The organism is Streptomyces sp. NPDC001068, assembly GCF_042897315.1.
Taxonomy (GTDB): Bacteria; Actinomycetota; Actinomycetes; order Streptomycetales; family Streptomycetaceae; genus Streptomyces.
This window is the reverse complement of record NZ_JBIAYD010000021.1, coordinates 83,662-103,364: the sequence shown is the minus strand read 5'-3', so window position 1 is coordinate 103,364 and position 19,703 is coordinate 83,662. Positions and strand designations below refer to the sequence as shown.

General features: G+C 70.6%; 16 protein-coding genes. 2 read left to right on the top strand and 14 right to left on the bottom strand.

Annotated features, from left to right (window positions below):
* From ACFY3I_RS40345 to ACFY3I_RS40315, 7 genes are all read right to left on the bottom strand, one after another.
* A partial coding sequence (locus ACFY3I_RS40345) for a type IV secretory system conjugative DNA transfer family protein (RefSeq protein WP_390865928.1) occupies window positions 1-1,654 on the bottom strand: 1,654 nt, incomplete at its 3' end.
* A complete protein-coding gene (locus tag ACFY3I_RS40340) occupies window positions 1,651-3,252 on the bottom strand; it encodes an ATP-binding protein (RefSeq protein ID WP_390865927.1) in 1,602 nt (533 codons plus the stop codon). The genes ACFY3I_RS40345 and ACFY3I_RS40340, both read right to left, overlap by 4 nt.
* 2 nt (window positions 3,253-3,254) lie before the next feature.
* The gene (locus ACFY3I_RS40335) at window positions 3,255-4,676 is read right to left on the bottom strand and encodes a PrgI family protein (RefSeq protein WP_390865929.1); all 1,422 of its coding nucleotides are present in this window, start codon (window positions 4,674-4,676) and stop codon (window positions 3,255-3,257) included.
* A gap of 26 nt (window positions 4,677-4,702) precedes the next feature.
* Window positions 4,703-6,211, bottom strand: coding sequence for a hypothetical protein (locus tag ACFY3I_RS40330; protein WP_390865926.1), 1,509 nt, complete (start codon window positions 6,209-6,211; stop codon window positions 4,703-4,705).
* Window positions 6,208-7,011: a hypothetical protein gene (locus ACFY3I_RS40325; RefSeq protein WP_390865925.1), complete on the bottom strand. Its 804-nt coding sequence runs from the start codon at window positions 7,009-7,011 to the stop codon at window positions 6,208-6,210. The genes ACFY3I_RS40330 and ACFY3I_RS40325 overlap by 4 nt, the downstream gene beginning before the upstream one ends.
* Window positions 7,012-7,021: 10 nt before the next feature.
* Complete coding sequence (locus tag ACFY3I_RS40320) at window positions 7,022-7,318, bottom strand: hypothetical protein (RefSeq protein WP_390865924.1); 297 nt, start codon at window positions 7,316-7,318, stop codon at window positions 7,022-7,024.
* 2 nt (window positions 7,319-7,320) lie between these two features.
* The gene (locus ACFY3I_RS40315; RefSeq protein WP_390865923.1) at window positions 7,321-7,797 is read right to left on the bottom strand and encodes a hypothetical protein; all 477 of its coding nucleotides are present in this window, start codon (window positions 7,795-7,797) and stop codon (window positions 7,321-7,323) included.
* 582 nt (window positions 7,798-8,379) lie between these two features.
* On the opposite strand from ACFY3I_RS40315, the gene ACFY3I_RS40310 reads away from it, so the two are divergent.
* Complete coding sequence (locus tag ACFY3I_RS40310) at window positions 8,380-9,366, top strand: NlpC/P60 family protein (protein WP_390865922.1); 987 nt, start codon at window positions 8,380-8,382, stop codon at window positions 9,364-9,366.
* Window positions 9,367-9,434: 68 nt separating this feature from the next.
* Here ACFY3I_RS40310 and ACFY3I_RS40305 read toward each other — a convergent pair whose 3' ends face one another.
* The 3 genes from ACFY3I_RS40305 to mobC are packed head-to-tail and all read right to left on the bottom strand — an operon-like array spanning window position 9,435 to window position 12,762.
* Window positions 9,435-10,577, bottom strand: coding sequence for a hypothetical protein (locus ACFY3I_RS40305; RefSeq protein WP_390865921.1), 1,143 nt, complete (start codon window positions 10,575-10,577; stop codon window positions 9,435-9,437).
* 17 nt (window positions 10,578-10,594) lie between these two features.
* Window positions 10,595-12,364, bottom strand: a complete 1,770-nt coding sequence (locus ACFY3I_RS40300) for a relaxase/mobilization nuclease domain-containing protein (protein WP_390865920.1) — start codon at window positions 12,362-12,364, stop codon at window positions 10,595-10,597.
* Window positions 12,361-12,762, bottom strand: coding sequence for a plasmid mobilization relaxosome protein MobC (gene mobC, locus ACFY3I_RS40295; RefSeq protein WP_390865919.1), 402 nt, complete (start codon window positions 12,760-12,762; stop codon window positions 12,361-12,363). The genes ACFY3I_RS40300 and mobC overlap by 4 nt, the downstream gene beginning before the upstream one ends.
* A 250-nt stretch (window positions 12,763-13,012) precedes the next feature.
* Here mobC and ACFY3I_RS40290 point away from each other — a divergent pair, with 250 nt between their 5' ends.
* Window positions 13,013-13,384 (top strand): hypothetical protein, encoded by a 372-nt coding sequence (locus tag ACFY3I_RS40290; RefSeq protein ID WP_390865918.1) that lies wholly within the window; start codon window positions 13,013-13,015, stop codon window positions 13,382-13,384.
* A 79-nt stretch (window positions 13,385-13,463) separates the two neighbouring features.
* Here ACFY3I_RS40290 and ACFY3I_RS40285 read toward each other — a convergent pair whose 3' ends face one another.
* From ACFY3I_RS40285 to ACFY3I_RS40270, 4 genes are all read right to left on the bottom strand, one after another.
* The gene (locus ACFY3I_RS40285) at window positions 13,464-15,158 is read right to left on the bottom strand and encodes a DNA cytosine methyltransferase (protein WP_390865917.1); all 1,695 of its coding nucleotides are present in this window, start codon (window positions 15,156-15,158) and stop codon (window positions 13,464-13,466) included.
* 424 nt (window positions 15,159-15,582) lie between these two features.
* Window positions 15,583-18,099, bottom strand: a complete 2,517-nt coding sequence (locus ACFY3I_RS40280; RefSeq protein WP_390865916.1) for a DUF6248 family natural product biosynthesis protein — start codon at window positions 18,097-18,099, stop codon at window positions 15,583-15,585.
* A 266-nt stretch (window positions 18,100-18,365) separates the two neighbouring features.
* Entirely contained in the window at window positions 18,366-18,827 is a 462-nt protein-coding gene (locus ACFY3I_RS40275; protein WP_390865915.1) for a hypothetical protein, read from the bottom strand.
* A 180-nt stretch (window positions 18,828-19,007) separates the two neighbouring features.
* The gene (locus ACFY3I_RS40270) at window positions 19,008-19,607 is read right to left on the bottom strand and encodes a hypothetical protein (RefSeq protein ID WP_390865914.1); all 600 of its coding nucleotides are present in this window, start codon (window positions 19,605-19,607) and stop codon (window positions 19,008-19,010) included.
* Window positions 19,608-19,703: the final 96 nt, after the last annotated feature.

Sequence of the window (19,703 nt, the reverse complement as noted above, 5' to 3'; positions counted from 1 at the left end):
TGTGGGTCATCTCCTTCTCGGTGTACCAGGGGCGCAGATCGATCTGCGCGACCGGCATTCCGGTGGCCAGCAGCAGCGCGGTGCCCTTCTTCATGGCGCGGATCTCGGCGGGATCGAGGACCTGCTCGCGCTGCTCGGACCAACTGCGGCTCTGCCCGTCCTTGCTCTTGGAGTACGAGCCGCGCTCGACGAAGTGGGCGCCGGTCAGCGTCGATACCTCCTGCACGAACTTCGGGTCGTCCGCGCCCGCGCCGATGATCTTCTTCGTGGCCGCGCTCCACATCGCGTCCATGCCGACTTCGCCCCAGGCGGCGACTCCCTGGCGATAGCTCTGGAGGATCACCATCGGGGTGATCCCCCGGGAGCCCAGGTGGGAGTACAGGTCGGGCAGGTCCTTGATGCGGCAGATGTTCGCGGCCTCGTCGAGCACGGCGCGCATCGGTTCGGGCAGGCGGCCGCCGTTGCGTTCGCCCGCCTCGGCACCTGCGGTGAAGACGGCGTCGGCGAGGGCGGCGACGACCGCGCTGGCCGGGCCGCCCTTCTTCGACATCAGGTAGAGGGTGTCCTTGCTGAGGGCGAAGTGCTCAGGGTCGAAGCGGGGGTGGTGCTTGTCCGGCGTGACCCACGCGAGGACCTTCTCATCGCGGAGCGCACTGATCGCAGTTCGCGCATTCTGGTAAATTCCGGACTGGGTTTCTTCCGCGATGTTGATCGAGGAATCCACCTGCTCGGCGAGGACCGGCTCGTGCCGGTAGAGGACGCGCAGCGGCTCCCTCTCCTTGGGGTCGCTCAGCCACTTCATGACGTCGCGGACGGTGCCGCCCTCCCACCAGGCGGCCCGGAACAGCCCGACGAGGAGGTCTCCGGCGGCCTGGGACCAGAACGGGTCGGCCTGCTCGCTGGTGATCTGATTGATGAAATGGCTGACCAGCCGCTCGGCGCCTTCGAGGGTCTCCGCCTGGGCGACCATGTCCCACCACATCTGGCGCTCTACCTGGGCGACGCCCTGCGTGTCGAGGATCCAGGGCTGGCCGACCTTCGAGCGGCTGCCGAGGGTGGCGGCGTAGACGTCGCTCTTGTTGCTGGTCATCAGTAGGGCGCCGGGGGCCTCTTCGGCCACCGGGATGGCGAGCGCGGACGACTTGCCTGCGCGGGGCGCCATGATCGAGCAGTACGTGTCTTCGTCGGATCCGCGCAGTTCGACGCCGGAGGGCCGGTGGTTGCCGAGGAGCACGCCCCGGTCGCGGGCGGGGATGTCCGCGGGCTTCATCTCCCGCAGCGAGGCCCGCAGTCGGGTCGCGGTGCGGGCCGCAGGAATCGGGGTCAGCTCCCGCACCTCGTGCAGCGTGGCGAGACTGCGCGGGTTGTGGAACCAGCGGAGGGCCCAGCGCAGGCCCCACACCACGAACGCGGTGACGACCAGGTCCGCCACGGTGGCGCCGATCATGGACGCGGTCTGTGAGTGCGGCCAGGCCTGCGACCATCGGGTGGCCATCTGGAACGCGCCCACCAGGGACAGCGGCAGGGGTGCCGGATCATCGCCGGTCACCAGCGCGCCGGCGGCAGCCCCGGCCCACGTCGATGCGGCCAGCCCGACCGTCCCGCCAAGGAGGATGCCTCCGGCGGCCCAGGCCCGGTCGTCGTCCGTCATCATCGGCTGCCACCTCCCGTGGAAACCGTCGTGACCCGGCGCCGGTTGGTGTCCGTGCGGTAGAGCCGCAGTTCAGTGGGCGTCAGCTCCAACGCGGCCGCGATCCCCGGCCGAGTGCCGATCTTGATGAGGTACTTGCCGCGGCCCGGGTGGCGGGAGCCCTCGTCCTCCAGAGCGACGTTGCCGCCGTCGGCGTCGTCATAGGTCGGGTCGATGTCGAGCCCGGTCGACGTCGCCGACGACCACGAGCCGATCATCATGCGCTCCTGCTCGGTGAGGGACCGCTTGCCGGTGACCCGGGTCAGTTCCTCCTCGGACGACGCACCGATCACCCATGTGTCGCACCGGTCCATCAGGCCGCGGGCCTTGGCCCGGTCCTGCTCGGTCGGCAGGGCCTCGACGTCCAGCAATGAGTGCGTGACGTAGATCGTCACGTCGTTCGTGGTCCGGTTCAGGCGGCTGATGGCGTCCATCGCGTCCACCAGGCCGGGCCCGGAGCGCAGGGCGCGCCACATCTCGTCCATGGGAAGCACGAGGGAGCGATCCATCAGGCCGATGCTGCGGGCGGAGTCGATCGCGCTGTAGGTGTACGCCCACGTCGCGATCATCCCGGCCGACACAACGTCATTTCCGCGGGCCCGCAGGGCGGAGATGTCCACGGACACGGCGGGCGCCGAGATGTCCAAGGGGGTGGTCGTCGGGCCGTCGAACAGGCCCTTCAACGGGCCGCCGATCAAATTGTCCAGCCCGGCGATGACCGACCTGGTGAGGTCCCGGTAGCGCTCCCCCTCGGCTGCCAGCTTCGTGCGCAGCTCCTCGGGCGCCGCTCGCAGGGCCCGGACGACGTCGGCGACGACGGGGTCGCTGCCGGACTTCTGCGCGCTGGACGCGACCTGCACGGCGGTGTCCAACGCCGAACGCTCGATCTCGTTCGGGGACCTACCGAGCCCGTGCTTCGTGGACAGCAGGGCTACCAAGGTCTCCAACCGCCGGCCGTTGAGGACGTCCAGCAGGGCCTCCCGCCGCTCGACGGGCAGCGTGTGCACGTGGCCCTTGAGCGGGCCGGAGTCCAGGGGATTGAGACGGCCGATGCCGTCACCGATGCGGACGACGGAGCCGCCGAGTTCGCGGATCAGATCGGAATACTCGCCCTTCACATCCCCGGGGACGCAGGTGAGGAAGCCGTACGCCGAGTAGACCAGGCACATGCGTTTGACCAGCGCACTCTTGCCCGCGCCCGGCTGCGACATCACCCATACACCGGGGTTCGTCGTCAGCTTGCCTGTCCACCCGGAGGGGTCGACGCACACCAGTTCACCGGTGAGCACGTCCCGTCCGACCGGCACACCGCGCGGCGGCAGGCCCGACCCCAGGAGGAACGGGTAGAGGCCTGCCGCCTGGGTGGTTGGGCCGGTGTAGACCGTGCCGGAGTCCTCGACCGGGGCGCGGCCGCTGAACCGGCCGCCCCATCCCAGCCGCGGAGCGAACCGGCCCTTCAACTGCTTCTGTACCCGCCGCTCTTCGCGGGTCGGGGGCTGCTCGGCCACCTGGGTCACGCGCTTGGGCGTGATCACCGGCGCCGGCTTGTGCTTGCGTGCCATCGTCAGTCCTTCACGAGCGGCGAGTATCCGATGGGCAGTCCGGCGGCGAACACTGCGGCCTGGGCCCCGAACGCGGGCCTCATGCGGATGCCTCGGGTGGCCTTGACCGCGCGCGCCAGCTCTTGGCGGGCGGCGGGCAGGTCGGCGGTGCGCCGTGCGGTGACGGTGACCATGAGGGTCCAGTCGACGACCTGGGCGCCTCCGGCGACCTGGGCAGCGGCCCTTTCCGCGCGCTGCGCGTCCGCGCGCTGGCTGTACTTGGCGCGGCCCTTGACCTCTGCGGTCGCCTGCGCGCGCTGATGGGCGTGGCTGATCTCCCGCTCCAGCACGGCCTCGCCTTCGAAGGGGTCCAGGACCCGGTAGCTGAGGGTGATGCGCCGCTGGTATCGGCCGGGGGCCAGCAGGGGCAGCAGCACGGAGTACGGGATGGGCCGCCGGGGCATCTCACGCAGCACCCAGCTGACCGAGATGCCGCCGTCGTGGCTGTACTCTTCCCAGCCGTCGTCGGCGGCCTGCGGCCCGCACTCGCTCCAGGTCAGCTCCTCGAACTCGGCGTCCCTGGCGTTGAACACGTCCGGGTCGTAGGCGGCTCGCACTATGCGGCGAAGGTCGACGTCGTTCGCGCGACGCTCGATGTCCGTGCCGGTGCCGGACAGGTCGAGCGAGTCGACCACCCGCAGCGTCTCGGCGACCTGTTCGGCGAGATCCGCCGGCGGGCTGGCCGTCGCATTCGGGTCCACCGTGACGCTCATCCACGGGGCGACACTCGCGGTGGCGTGCGGGGTAGTGCGGACCAGCTCGTCAATGATCCGCTTAGCCAACTGCGGGGCGTTCGGGTCCTTGCGGCCCGCGACGTCGTCACCGAGGGCCTCTCCTGCCCCCGGCGTGATCTGGATGGTCACGCTGGCGCCCTTGACCTGCTCGTCGGTGCTCATCGCGTCCAACACGGAGCCCCAGGTGCGCAGGCTGCTCTGCACCGCCGCGGTGGGCGCCATGAGGCTGCCGCCCGGAGCGAGCAAAGTCGTGAGCGTCATGTGGCCGGTGGCCCGGTCGTGGACAACACCCACGGGCCGACCGGTGGTCGGGTCGTGGGCGCGGATGAGGGTGGAGCTCGCGCCGACGCCGGGGAGGTCCAGCGCGTAGGGGTAGGGCAGCAGCAGACGCCGGTAGGAGGTGGCGTCGTAGCGGGCGGCCCTCCTCCAAGCGAACTTCGCCCAGTAGTAGGCGAGGGCGGACATGCCGTGCCTCTTGGCGGCCGCGAGGGCGAACACCCCGATCGTCACTGGCAAAGTGACCAGCAGGGACAACGGTGCAAGCGTGGCAACCAGGCCGTCTGCCAGGAGCGTTGCGGCCGCGACCATCGTCGCGGTCCTCGACAGCCCGCCGAACCCAAAGCTCTGGCGGGCCCTGAATCCCTCGACCATCAAGGTCTGGGGCACCTCATGAGTGGTCACTGCTGCCGTCCCCCGCCCATCGCTCCACCCGCGCTCTGAACTGCGTCGTTGACGCCGTCCAGGACCTGGATGCCTACACCGACCGGGCCCGCCGCACTGGCGGCTCCCGCTCCCGCACCCGACGCGCCGGCTGCACCGGCGGCGCCTGCCGTACCGGTGGCGCCTGCTCCCGCGGCGGCCGCGTCAGCGCCGGGGACACCTTCGGCTCCGCTCTGCCCCGGGACGCGGGCACCCTCGTTACGGGCGGCCTGCGCCTGCGCGTCACTGCCCTGCCCCGCGCCGTCGCCGGAGCCTCCGCTGCCGCCCTGGCTGCCCATGCTCTGCTCGACCAACTTGGCGTGCTCCACGGCGTTCGAGGGGCTGTCACTGCTACCGCTGCCGCCGTCCCCGTCGCTGGACTTGCCCGCGAAGTACCCGGCGGCCGCCGACAGTGCGCCACTGGCGCCGCCTGCGCTCATTCCCGCACCGACGGCCGCCCCGAGCGGGGCGAAGATCTTCGTGAGGGGGCCCGGGGCGAGCACCGCGAGGACCAGCGTGGCGCAGCCGCGAAGCCATTCGGCAAGCGTCTTCGCATGCCCGAACTCCGCGAACCCCGTGCAGATGATCACGGCGACGATGGGCTTGTACGCCACGATGACCATGCCGCTGGTGATCAGGCTCGGCGCCCATTTGCGGGTGACGTCCCCGCCGGTCCTGCCGCCTCCGGCCACCGGCAGCAGCAGGCAGATGATGGGGATGGCGCTCTGCCGCAGGAAGAGCATGACCAGCTGGATGAATCCGATCAGCAGCAGCACGGTGACGATGCACAGCAGTGTGATCGGATTTGATACGGCATTGGGCAGCAGGACGGCGATGATCCGTTCGTACGCTTTGCCGTCGTCGTCGAACGTGGCGTTGACCAGCCCGGAGCTGATGGCATCGCCCATGGTCAGCAGGATCGCGAAGAGGCTGACGCCGACGGTGGACAGGACCAGGTTCTCCACCCACCCGGCCATGGCCCGGCCTGCGTGTTTGGCCTGCCCGGTGACAGCCATCTTGCCGAGTTGCCAGATGATCCCGAAGACGGCGATCACCAGGCCGAGCCAGGTGAGCATGCCCGCGAGCGTGGCCTGTCCGGTCCACAGGCCCGTTCCCTTGAGATCCACGCTCGGACCGAGCAGGGCGAACGTGAGAACCTTCTTGATCACCCACTTGGTGACGTCCTGGGCGGACTTGATGATGTCGCCGAGGACCGAGTCCCAGACGTTCTTCCACGCCTCTTTGACGGCCTTCTCGCCCGCGTCGCCGACCGCGTCGCACATGTCCGAGCCAGTCAGCCCGCCGACTCCGGCGAGTTTGCCGCCGGTGTGCAGAATCGTCCCCAGCACCGGGCCGGTGCCGATCCGGCAGGCTCCCTCGATGGTGTTGCCGATGATGCCGTCGGCGGCCGCGGGCTGGGGAGCGGACATCGACACTCCCAAGGCCGCGACCAGGGCGAGCAGCAGCGCGGCGAATCGCCGCGTCACGAGGCTTCCCTTATGGCCGTCCACCCGGAGGCGTTGAAGTCGGCGTCGCCGGGAGCCACGATCCGGGGCTGTGCCTGTCCCTGCACGTCCGACTGAGCTCGCTCGGTGGCGGCTCCGGTGAGCTTCCAGTCGCCGTCCTGCCACTGGGCGCCGGCCAGAGTCCGGGTGTACGAGCCGGACTCCTTCTTCATCTCCCCGGCCTTCTGGACCACCCTCGACAGCAGCCATGCGCTGACCTCGCCGTCCGACTTCTTGATGATCTTGTAGCCCACGACGGTGCTGCGGACGTACGCGCCCGAGGGCAGCGGCTGTCCGGCGCTCACGCCGATCTGCCGGGCCAGTTCCTTGTCGCTCGCCTGGGCGTTTAGCTCGATCTGTTCGGCGTTCTGTGACGTCTGGTCGGCCTTGCCGATGTACGAGCGGTAAATGCGCAACTGCTCGTCGACTGTGGTCTTCTCGCCCTCGATGGCGGTGGCGTTGGCGGCCGCCATCATCGCCACGGCGCCCTCGGTGCTCTTCGGGAAGCCGGTCTGGCTTCCGTGGGAGTCGGTGCGCTTGCCGCGCGGGAGCGCTGCCCACTGATCCGGTTCGGTCCAGTCCTGCGGCGGGGCGTAGGTCGCCGATGGACCCGGCGAGGCGGGCGCGCTCGGGCTCGCTCCACCCTTGCCCGCCGGGGTGTCCGTTCCTGCGTCACTGCCTCCGCTGAACACCGCGTACCCGGTGAGGGCGAGCACGGCCGCGAGCGCACTGCCCGCGATCCAGACGCCCTTGGTGTTCCACGTCCCCCTGGTGCGTCCCATGTCCCCCGCCTCAGCCCGCGACGCCGTTGACGATCGCGATCACGGAGCTGGAGAGGATGACGGCCACCAGCCCGCCGCCGATCCACTTGAAGGGCTCAGAGCCGCCGGAGTTGCGCGACTTGTCGGAGGTGGCGAGCTTGATCAGACCGAAGATCACTCCACCGACGCCTGCCAGGATCAGCAGCCACAGGGCGTAGCTGATGACTTCGCCCACCGGGCCCTCCATGCCGGGGATGACCTTGGGCTTGGATGCGGGAACGAGGTCTCCCGCCAGGTACATCGCCGTAGCGACCCGTTCCATGGCCATGCTCACTTTCCTCCCATGGTGCGCCGCAGCTTCTCCGCTGCGGCTCGAACGTCTTTGAATTCCAGTGCCTTCTCGGGCCCCTTCACGGCCCGGAGCACGGGCAGGTAGGGCACCCGTGCCACTCCGGCCAGCCGCCCCTCCAGGGCGCGCACCAGGAAGCGGGCGTCCTGCACGGGCCGGGTGGGGGCGTCGGCCACCCACACCAGCCACGGCTTGGGCAGTGAGCCCCAGCGCTGGAGGATCTCCTCCACCTGCGTGGCGCCGTACAGCGTCGTATCGGCGACGAGCACGGGAGCGGCTCCGTACGGGATGTACTCCCCCGCCCCCAGGACCCTGGCCCGGCTCCCGCCGGCGCCGTCATCGAGCATCGCGGCGACCGTTGCCAGGGCGATGCCGGAGCCGTTGACCGGCATCAGCGCGTACCGGAGAGCAACCGGCGCACGGGTGCTTGGGGTTGATGCCACCGATTGAGCGGACATGCCGCAACTCCCCCTATTTGGCGTCGTTTTTCAGTCGCGATGTTGGCACTTGGGGCCACTGAGGCTAGCGTGAAATCGGACCAAGTAGTCAGCTAGATACCCACCCCGTCCCCCGAAACTTCCGACATAGCGGCCGTTTTGGGAGGCAACTCCCTGTGGCGGCACGTGCTTGACGCGTGACACGCATCGCCGCTTCAATGCCGTGAGCTGGGATATCGCCTGCCACATCCAAGGGATTCAGACTGTCCCTGTCAACGGAGAGGCGTACGGGCTCAAGAGACTGAGTGGTCTTCAAGAGACGTCACAGTCCACTTACCTGACTAGCTGACGGATAGGGCCGACGACGGAAATCCGCACGTCGGACGTGGTTCGCCGCGTGCCGACGTGCCAGGGCATACCGACTTCAGCTGCACCGCCGCGGGCCAGCGAATTCGCTGCCGCCCCGGCTGGGGCTCGACGCCCTTCATTCGTGGCGGGAAGCAAACGGCGGCAGGCACGGGGGGACAACGCGTGAAGATGCTCATTGGCGCTGCTGGTGCAGCGATAGGACTCGTCGTCTTCTCACTTCTCGCAGTGGTGGCCATGGTCATCACTGATGACAACGCATCGGCCGCCGAGACCAGCAGCGGAGGGCTGCGCGGGGTCCCGACGGAGTTCCGGGAGTGGATCCTCAAGGCGGACGACGCCTGCCCGGAACAGGAACTGACACCGGCTCTGCTGGCCGCCCAGCTCTGGCAGGAGAGCAAGTTCGAGACCAGCCCGGAGAAGGCCACCAGTGACGCCGGCGCGGTGGGCCCGGCGCAGTTCCTTCCCTCGACCTTCGCGACGTGGGGCCGCGACGACGACGGCTCCGGCGAGGCAAGCCCGTGGGACATCGGCGACGCCGTCATGGCGCAGGGCCGCATGATGTGCAGCCTGACCCGACAGGCGAAGTCCTCCGGCTACCCGGGGGACGTCCGGGCCCTGGCGCTGGCGGGCTACAACGCCGGTTGGGGCCGCGTGCAGGAGTTCAAGGGGGTGCCGCCGAAGTCGTTCGCGGGCGGTCAGACCTTCAACTACGTTCAGATCATCCTCTCCACGATGGTCCGCTTCCAGGGCCCGAGCCTCCTCCAGGTCTCCGGCTCCGGATCCGGCGCAAAGGCACTGCGCAAAGCCGTCGGCCGGATGGGCACCCCGTACGCGTGGGGCGGCGGCGGCCCCACCGGGCCCTCGCGCGGCTTCTGCGACGGCACCAACGGCTACCTCAACGGGTCCTGCGTCGCGTCCAGCACCGTCGGCTTCGACTGCTCCAGCCTCGTGCAGTACGCGTACTGGCCCAAGACCCGGCTGCCACGCACGGCGGCCGCGCAGTACGGCGCAACGTCCGACCGGCCCGTCTCGCGCAGCGACCTCAAGCCCGGCGACCTGCTGTTCTGGTCACACGGCGGCAGCGGCGGCATCTATCACGTCGCGCTCTACGCGGGCGAGGGAAACGTCGTGCACGCCCCGCGCACCGGGCGCCACGTCGAACTCGCTCCCCTGACATCCGCGATGCCCGACGGGGACTACTACGGCGCAACCCGCCCCTGACCCCCTGAAAACGCCGTGTGCCGCAGACCTGTTCGGGTCTGCGGCACACGCGTCTTCACAGGGTGCGGCTACTTCGCCTTGCCCCGTGCCGGGGCGGCTGCGGGCTCACGGTGCGCGGCCACTCCGGCCGTTGCGGTCGGGGCGGTCTTCGCCGCCTTAGTAGGGCCCACGCTCGTCGACGTCGCTCTCGCCGCCGCGGTGTTCACCGTCACCCGGGACTCCCCCGGGGTGTCCCCGACCGGACGGCTCAGTGCGTCGGTGGCGGCCTGCACGAGCCGCGTCCCGAGCTGGGCCCCGGGTCCTTCCTCCCAGGAAGCGTCCTTGGCGATGCGGGCCAGGTGCTCGCGCACTGGTTTGCCGTCCGTCTCCATCTGCGCCATGCGGGCCGCCAGCAGCGGCCACTGGCGGTGTGCCACCAGCAGGTCCGCCGCCTGCGTGTGGTCCGGCATCGCATCCCGCACCCACCGGACGAACCGCTGGTTGTCCTGCGACGGGATGGCGAACTTGTCGCGCAGCGCCGCCTCGCGATCCGAGAGGTCGTAGTCGCGCGGCAGGTCCAGCCCGGTCGTCAGCGGGCCATTCGACAGCGTCGCGTCCCGGCTCATCGCGGGCTCTGCGGAGGCTCCCAGGCCCTTCGCGACGGCTTCGTCGACAGCCAGGACCTCGTTGTGGGCGGCAGCCAGGACCTCGCGGACGTTGACGCCCCGCTCCTCCAGCCGGGCCATCGTCGCCGCCATCTCCGGCCACGCCGGAGAGGTCAGGATCGCCTCGCGCAGCGGTCCCGCCGGCAGCGTCTCGCGTACTGCCCGAACCCATTCGTCGGTGACCGTCTCCGTCGCAGCGGCCGCGACCTGGTCGCGCACGTTGACGACGATCTCACCGACACGCGGGAGTACCTGGTCCAGGTCGACACCTGCCGCGCGCAGCGCCATCAACTGCTGCGCGAGCTGCGGCCAGTCCGCCTCCGTCATCAGCGCGGCGGAGATCTCGGACGGCAGCAGCCGCTTGACGTCCGCTTCGACGCCGGACACCGCCTCCTCGGCCGTCGGCAGGTCCTCCTCCTTCCCCTTCTGCCTGCGCTGCTGGTGCCGCCGTGCTGCGTCCGCGATGGCCATGACCAGCCGGTACGACATGACCGCGGTCTGCATCGCCTCGCCTGCGGCCTCCGTGAAGGCCTCCGAGACCCGTTCCTCGGGTGACGGTGTCGTCATCTCGCGCTCTCCCCTCGTTAGCGACCCTGCTTCGGGCCCTTGCGCTGCTGCTCCTCGCCGGGCGTCTGCCGCGCCGACTGGGGCGTCCCCTGCTTGCTGGCCGGACCGGACCGCCCTTGGCTGCCGGCGGGCGCGGCAGGAGTGGCACGTCCGGAGGCGACGTCCACGGAGCTGCGCTGCCGTCGCCATCCCTCCAGCCGCCATACAAGCACCTCCGCAACGGAGTCCGCTGAGGTCAACTCCCGTCGGGCGGCGACCGTTGCCAGGACCTCGGCCGGGTCCTCGCCCGCTTTCTCCACCTCGACCAACTGCGCTCGCAGGGCGGGCCACGCCGGGTCAGCCAGGACCTCGCGAGCGTGGTCGGCAACCGCCTCCTGGACGACCCCGGACATCAGCCGGGCACTGGGCGCCGCGGCCGCACGACGCCCGCTCCCCTTGCTGACCGCTCCCCGTTTGCTGCGGGGCCGGTAGGCGCGCGCTGCGTTCGCACCGGTGGTCACTTCGACGGCCTCGTGCAGCAGCCGCCCGGCCCGTCCAGCAGCCTCCGCCTGGGCCCGATGCTCCTGCGCATCGTGCCATCGCTGGGATGCCTGCACAGCGGTCACCAGAGCGAGCAGGAAGCCCAGCGCGGCCACCGTGTCGTTGCGTCCAACCGTCGACACCGACCGCGACAGAACGTACGACGACTCCCGGTACAGCTCGCGCGCCTGACCCTCCATCTGCCGCGCGGAAGGGGCCCGGCCTGCCCGCTCGAACTCGTACGCGGCCCGGCGCATCTGGCTGCGTACCAGATACGGAGCAACGACGGCAGACACCGCGATCAAGTCACCGAGCGCCGCGACGTCTCCGGCGCCCTCGTGCAGTCCACCGGCGCCTAGTTGGTCAGCTGCAGCAGCCACCTTCTCCGCTGCCGCACGCCACATCGCCGCCGGCGTGACCGACGTGTTCACCGGTGGCCCGCTCCAGCGCTCGCGCACTCGCGGGAGGGAGAGATCTGCCGCAAGACGGGTTCCCGGGAACCACACCGGCTTCAGCTCGCGGTTACGGTCTCCGGGCAGTGCTACGGAGTACCCGGTCACGTGGCCGTCCGGGGCAATCCGCTTCTTCACTCGGAGCCCAGCCGTGGCCAGTCGCTCGAAGAAGTCCGCGTCACTGGCGGCCGTGGCCGCAGCCTCGCGCACGACGCGCTGCAACGTCTTACGAGGGTTCTCCGACAGCCCCCTACGCTCCGCCTTCTCCGCCTCTCCAGTCTTGGGCCACTTGCGTGCGGTGCCGTCGCCGTGAGTCAGTCGCCTGAGCCCGAACTCGACCTCGAACCGGCGCGCGGCTTCCTGCATCCGCAGTTTGCTCCAGCTCGTGTCCGGCTGCCGTCCGTCTTCGCGGGCTCGGGTCGCCACGATGTGAATGTGATCGGCAGCATGACGCACAGCTACCCACCGGCATCCCTGATCGTCACTATCCGGGGCGATGCCGGCGGCGTGCATCATCTCGCGGGCGACACGCGCCCATTCGGCGTCCGTCAGCACCCGGTCCGTCGGAGCATTTCGCACTGGTACGTGGAAGACGTGCAACGGCGGCTTCTTGCCCAGCAAGGCCCGTACGGGCGCGTCCATGAGCATCGCGAGATCGGGGATAGAGAAGTCCTCCGACCGTCCGGGGTCGGGGATGCCAGAGTCCCAGGCCGCAACCAGGTGCGGGTCTTCATGCTCGTCACGCTTGCCGGGGCCGTAGAGGTAGAAGAGCAGTCCGGCCGTGTCGTTGCCCGGCTCTGCTTCCTTCGGAATCACGAGCGCGGCCGCCGCTCCCTCATCACCTGCAGCGTGGCCTCATCAACTCTGCGCACAGCATGCTGCACGCTGGCCAGAACCGCGTTGAGTTGTGCATTGGTAACTTCGCCATCGGCATTGAGCACATGCGCCACCTGGTTGAGGTTGTTCCCAATCCGCCGTAGTTGCCCACGCGACTTGAGCAGCTCCTGCAGAACCTCTTTGGCGTCAACAGAGACTGGCACCACAGTCTCGGCTGCGACAGCCAGCGCAGCGCGCGCTGCCCACGCTGCTGGAGCCATGTTCTCGCGTCGGCAAGCCTCTTGCAGGATCGCCAACTCAGCCTCATTGAATGCCAGATTCACACGCCGCTTCCTCGGCGCCTCATCTTGCCTCTCACGACGTCGAACGCGCTGCATCGCGGCCCCCAAGCCATCGCTTTGCCATACCCCGGTCCGTCCTCGGACCCATCCACGACGGACAAGCGGAGCGCCATAGTCCGTCGCGGAGACCGGCTTAATGTTCCATTAAGCCACAACTGGCTGCCGGTGGTTACTGCGTCATCATCCAGCGCGGTTTGGTCGTGATCCAGCGTCAAAGAAGCACCTGAGCGGGGCGCTTGTCGTGCGCGCTGCCGGTCACGCACCCGCGGGACACTACGATCACCGTATGGCAAACGCTGACGACATCCTGACGAGAATGAGGGCCCTCACGGCTGCCCGCGAACAGGTCATCGAGCCGCTGGCGCAGATCCTCGCGCAACGCGGTGATCTCCTGGCGCAGCTCGCCGCCCTGGACGAGCCCTACGGCAAGGCCTACGTCGCCGCTGAGGCTGCGGGCTGGACGCCTCAAGAGCTGCAAGAGCTGGGTGCCGACGAGCCTGCGAAGCGGCCCCGGGTGCGCAGGCGCTCGCGCGGGACGGCGTCCGCCGCTCCTGCACCTGCTCCGGCCGCCGAGGACGTCTCGCCGGCGGCGACGCTCCCGGCGCAGGCTGCGGCTGCCGGGACCGGGGAGACGGCGGGCAGTGGCGTGTCGTCCTGACCGGCTCCCTCCCCCGCGCATGCCGAAGGGCCCCGCAATGCGGGGCCCTTCGGCATGTTCCTCTCGCCGCGTCCGGCTGTCAGACGGCACGCTTCCAATCGGTGGTCGGCTCCGGGGTGCGCGGGGCGAACAGCTTGTGCAGCAGGCTGGTCGTGCTGGTTTCGGCGAACAGGCTCAACTGGCCGAACTCTGCGGGCTGCGCGAGCCCCATAACGGGTGTCGTGGGGAGCTGGTACACCTTCGCCTGGTAGGCGATCGTCGGCTCGTACCAGTCCGTTCCCTGGACTGCGGCGGAGACGGCGGCACTGACGAAAGGGCTCACGGGGTCAGCGATCATCTGCGCGATGTTCCTGATGCCACGGGCGTTCTTGCGGACCGGGATGTAGGTCCACGGGTAGTCCCGGAGAAAGCCCACCAGGGCGCCGAGTTCGGGGGCGGTGATGGTGTGCGTGCCCTCGCCCTGGGGGACGTTGGCGGGGCGGAACTTGATGCCGTACCAAGGGGCGGTGACGCACGGGCCGACGTCGTTGAGCGGGAAGGATCCGCCGCCCTTGGGCTTGCCCGTGGCCGGGTTGATTCCACGCTTTCCGCGAGTGTCGGCCCACCAGTCTTCGGGGAGGTTGAGTGCGGCCGCGACGGTCACCTTCGGCAGGGCAGGGCGGCCCTGGTAGGGCTCGATCCGGCGGTTAAGTTCCGGCGTCCAGCTCGGCATGGCCCCGGTGCGCTTGAGGACGTGTCCCCACATCTCGCGGGCCGCCGTGCCGCCGTCGACCTGGTCCGCGTAGCGGGGCCAGTCGTAGCGGGTGGCGACCATCCATGCGCGCTCGCGGTGGGTGGCGGCGCCGAAGTCGGCGGCGTCGATGACCTGCCACGAACACCAGGCCCACCCGAAGCCGTCGCCGGTGATCTCCGACTGGATCGCCTCGGCCAGGGCCGGGGACTGCTTGAGCAGGTTCGCGCTCTGCTCCATCGTGATGGAGATCAGCGGGGCGCCGATCTGGATCAGGCACATGGGCCAGATCAGCATCTCGGCCATGAGCGCCGTACGGTCGTCGGTCACGACGTCGGCCGCCCACTTCCGGAAGTCGTCGGGGCTCATGGAGGGGGGCACGTGGCCGCCGCCGCACAGCTCGCCCCAGCCGTCGGCGTCGGGGTGGTCCTCCATGCCGTCCAGGACGTCGCCGCCGCCGAAGTAGCCGTGGGGGCCGCCGTAGAGGCTGCACAGGTCGTCCACCTCCAGGAAGCCGAAGACCTCGCCGGCCTGCCACATGATGGCGTGGAGCTGGGCGACCTCGTCGGAGTCCCACCCGCTGCGCTTTCCCGCGCCGGAGAGGGTCTGGCACGGCGGGGATCCGTGGAAGCGGCGCACGCCCCGCAGGGCCGGGTGGCGGGGGTCGAGCGTGCGGACGTCCGCCTCGACCACGTAGTGACCGGCGGCCCGGGCGGTCGCCGCGGCGTCGCGGTTCCACTCGATCAGTACCCAGTCGCCGCTGTTGTCCACGAGTTCCCGCCCGGTGGGCATGCCGCCCGGGCCGCCGAACACCTCGATGCCGCGCTCCGGCTCGCCCTCCTCCCAATCACGCGCCCAGTGCGGCGGGTACGGGGCGGCGAAGTCGGTGCAGGCCTGGCAGTCGGCGCAGGCGGCCCCGGCCGCGCACACGGTGCACACGTCGCACGCCCAGCCGTCCCACTCGTACACGGCGGGTCGGAAGCCGTTCGCGTACGGGCGTCCCTCCTCGTCCACCGCTGCGGTGTCGTCTCGTACGTCGCTCATGTTCGGCCCTTGATCGTTGAGGCTTTTCGGTGGCGCCGGTCCGGGATTCCCGCCCCGTTCCGACACTGCTAATTCAATCAAGTTCAAGGGGTCAGGTCAAGGTGTTTGCGCAGGTCAGGCCGTGTTTTTGCCCCGGCGCGGCTGCGCCGTACGACGGTCCCGGTCGGGGGGCTCCCTCGTCGGTCGGGCAGGCGTCAGCCGCCGCGGGCCGTGTCGGGGTGCCGGGCTCGCCGAAGGCGACCGCCGCAGGCGGCTTGGCCTGGCGGCCCGGCGCGGGCTGTGGCCCCCTCGGGGTGCCCGTCCGGCGAGGGAGTCCCCCGGCCGCCCCCACCCCTGGACCACCCACTCACCGCCAGGTCGGCGTCCGTCCCCCCCGCCCCCTTGGAGAGAGGGCCGGGGGGTGTGGGGGGCAGCGCCCCCCGCGTCACCACAAGACGGCCTGCACCGCGTCCCCTTCGGGCGCCTGCACGGGCGCCTCGGCCTGTACGGAAGCGGGCTCGGGCGCAGCCGCCGGAGCGGGCCTCTTCTTCCCCGCCGGCCGGGCCGGTGCAGGGCCGTCCTTGTCGCACTCGCACCGGCACCACCACACGCACGGCTCGCCGCCCGGCCAGGGGATGAACTTGGCGATGTGGCGTCCCTGGTGGTTGGTCACCCAGTCCTGGTTTTTGTCGACGTCCGGGCCGCCCTGCTGCCGGTGGACGCAGATGTCACACCGCCCGTTGAGGCAGTTCCAGCAGGTGCCCCGCTCGCACATGCTCCAGCGGCGGAAGCCGAACGGGTAGCGGTCCTCCATCTCCTGGAAGTGCGCGGGCCACGCGTGCTCACGCACCCACGCTCCGGCGTCCTCCGGCATCGGCGACGCGTTGGGCACCGGGTCGGTGATGCCCATGATCAGGGCTCCCTGGAGGTTGAGCAGCCGCACGTCCTTCACCCGCTCGCGCTCCTCCGGGGTGAGCACACGCTGCGGGCGCCGGATGACCGTACGGACGTCGTGCAAGGACCGCTGCTCTCGTCCGGCGCGCGGGGCGAACAGGCGCCGCAACAAGGGCTGGTCGGCGCCTGCTGCGGCCCTCTGCGGCTTCACCGGTGCCGGTTCAGCGGCGTCGGGAGCGGGCGCGGCCTCCGCCGGGGCCGGGGCCTGCTCGCGCCGCTGCTCGCCCTTGAAGTAGCGACCCTCGGACTGCAGCGGGTAGCCGCCACTGCGCTTCGGAAGCGGGGCGAGCCGGGCGTCCTTCGCGGCGGGCTCGGCGAAGCCCTGGTTCCTCGCGCTCAACAACAGTCGGGCCACCCGCCGGCCGGTCGGTGACTTCACGAGACGGCGGCGGCCGTTGCCGTCCAGGTGCACGTCCAGCAGTCCGGCAGCCCACAGTCCGGTCACTCGCGAACGTGACACGCGCTTGTTGACGTCCCAGCGGTCCGGGACGCAGTCCAGGGCCCAGAAACCGTCGTCGTACTCGGCGAGTTCGGCGTGCTCGGCCCAGTGCAGCACGGTGCGCTGCGCGGCCGACAACGGCCAGCGCTCCACCTCCGCGATGTCCTCCGAGGTGAGCAGATCGTCGGGCGAGCGGTGAGCGTCCTCGAAGTGCTCGCGGGCCGCGTCCGCGGCCTCGAACTTGTCGGGCCACTCGCCGGACAGCAGGATGCGGACGCCTCCACGGCATCGGCCGCACTGGATGCCCCACCACTCGCGGTAGAGAGTCGACGGCAGCGGCATGAAGTACATACCCGGCGGCAGGGACGGCCCAGCGGGGACCGGCGCCGCGGCGGGCTCGGCGGCCGCCGCCGGCGCGTCCTCGACACGGGGTTCAACGCCGCGGCGGAGTCCGCTGCCGGGGCAGTCCTCGACCGCTGCGCGGGTGGGCTTGTGAGGGGCGAGGACACCGGACACGGTCGTCTTCTGCAGCCCGCAGCAGGGGCACCGTGCGGTGCTCTCCTCGGCGGCCGGACGGGGCGTCTCGACGCTGGGGCAGTAGCCGCCTTCGTCCTCCCACTGCTCGGTGGCCTCGCGCGCGGCGCGGGCCTCCTGCTCGACGAGCGTCACCGGCCGCCGAAAGCGGCGCACGATGCTGGATTCCAGGGCCGGAAGACGGCGTGCGGCGGCCTTCTTGTCGTCCATGCGCTTTTGCCGCTTCGCGCAGCGGGCGAAGCGGGCCTCGTACGCCGCCTTGTCGCTCTCGTACAGGCCCTGCGGGTGCAGCCGTGCCAGCTCCAGGGCGACCTGCCCCACGGGGGTGAGGACGAGCCGCTGGACGCCGTCGGCCTCGGCGACCGTGAAGAGGAACCCGGCGTCCCCCAGGGCCTGCGTGCGCTCCCGGCTGACCTTGCGGCCCCCGCTCCACACCCCGTAGGCGGCGGCCTGCCGGGCCTGTCCGTCGCACCCGTACAGGCGGCCGGTCTCCGCGGCCTCCAGCACCCGCACGTGCCCGGCGGTCCAGCCGAGTGCGGGCACGATGCTCTTGGCGACGTAGGCGTTCATCCGGGCCAGGTGGCGGTTGTCGGCGTCCATGCCGGTCTCGGCCCGGTCCTCGGCTTCCCGCTCGGCCTCGGCGCGGCGGTGCTCGCTCTCCCGCCCGGCGCGCTCCTGAGGCGTGAGCTTGCGCTCCAGCTCGATGCGCAGCGCGGCGGCCGTCGCCTCGACCCCGGCCGCCTCCTGGGCGCGGACGGCGTAGTCGACTGCGCCGGTGGCGCAGTAGCGCAGCGAGCTGCCCGGCATGCTCGGGTCGGCCGCCCACTGCTCCGCCCGGGCGGCGTGCCGCTCGGCCTCGGCGGCCTCCCGTGCCACCGCGAACATGACCTCCTCCCGGTGCGCCTCGGTGCTGGAGGTGCTGCGGCACGCGGAACTGAGCGCCTTGTCGTCGGCGGCGGCGGCGAGTGCGGCGGCCTCGCGTGCCACCCGGAGGCAGGTCTCGGGGGTCGGCTCTCCCGGGTCGGTCTCGATCATGTGCCGTGGTCCTGTCGTTGAGGCTTCTCGGTGGTGCCGGTCCGGGATTCCCGCCCCTTTCCGACACTGCTAATTCAATCAAGTTTCATGAGTCGCGTCAAGGCCTTCACGCAGGTCACACGATGTTTTCATTTCGGTTCCGAGGCTCCGGCCGACTGGGAGGCGGACCGGGCGACGGGGCTGCGACTCTGCGGCGATTCGCCGCCGGGTCCGGTTACAGCGGGGCCCGGCTGGCGACCAGCACCAGCCGGGCCGTTCGCGTGCGGTCAGTCGGCAATGACGGTGGAGCCGTAGTGCGCGGCACAGCGCTCGGCGGCACCACGGTCGGCGAAGCGGGCCTGGCTGTAGCCGATCATCACGGCGAAGGGATGGCGGGGCCGCCGCGGCCTGCACGAGCCGTCACAGTAGGTCGTCTCACCGATGCCGACGCCGCGCAGGAGGTCGTGGTCGTCGTCGCCACTGTGACCCTCGCACACCGAGTCGTCGCCCTCGCCGTCTTCGTCGCCCTCGCCAACCGGCTCCCCGGTCGGCTCCGGCACCGCATCGACGGGAATCAGGATCACGTGCCGGTCGTCCTTGTAGGTGATGTCGTAGGCACCGGCCTCCTCGGAGATCATGCGGACGTGCTCCCGCAGGGTCACCCGATCCAGCATCGCAGCGCGCCCCTCGGCCAGACCCTTCGCCTCGGTCACACAGGCGGTGATGCCGTCCTCGGTGCGCTCGTACATCGGCATAGCGTTCTCCTTGCTGTTGAGGTCCTCGGCAGGTGTCGATCCGGGATTCCCGCCCCGGTTTGACACTGCCAATTCAATCAATCACCGGGGGTTGCGTCAAGGCGGAGCCACAACCAGCGGTCGGGCCCCCGGCCCGTGGGCGCGGCGCCGACCGGCCGCTCCGCAGCGCACCGGTCAGCCGCGCCTGCGGGCTTCGGTGACGGCCGCCCTCCAGGTGGTCCAATGCCCGCCGTGCTGCTCGGCGAGGGCCTTGGCGGTCTCCCCCGCTTTCCGGCCGGGCGCGGCGGCCAGGGCCTCGACCGCCAGGGCGACCCGGGGGTCCGGGCCCGTCGCCGGCGTGCGGCCTGCCGTTCCGGCCCGGGGCCCGGCGTCGGCATACGCCCACAACTGGCGCCGGGTGCGGTACTCGCGCGTACGGCCGCTCTCCAGCTCCTCCACGCGCACGGGCGCGGGCCACCCGGGCGGCGGGTTGTCGCGGTAGTGGCTGATCGCGCTGACGCTGATCCCGAGGACCTTGGCCTGGTCCGCCGGGGGCAGCTCCTCGTCGGCGTTGCCGCTGTAGTCCACGCCGTTGCCCTGGCGCCGGTGCTCGACGTGCCACCGCTCCCATACCTCGACGTCCCAGTACAGGGCACGGCCGACCTGGCGGGCGGGCGGGTGCCCGTTGCTCTTGCGCTCCGCCCACAGCGCACGGAGGGTGGCGTCGCCCCTGTACCCGGCGCGGGCGGACAGCTCGGCCCGGGTGGCGAACTCGCGGCCGTCGATGGTCTTCACGGGTGACTGCTCCTTGGTGTGTGCGGGACGCGACTACCATGTTGACGTGCTCGGTTCGTGGCCTGTTGAGGGCCCTCGGTGGTCGGGCACTGCGGC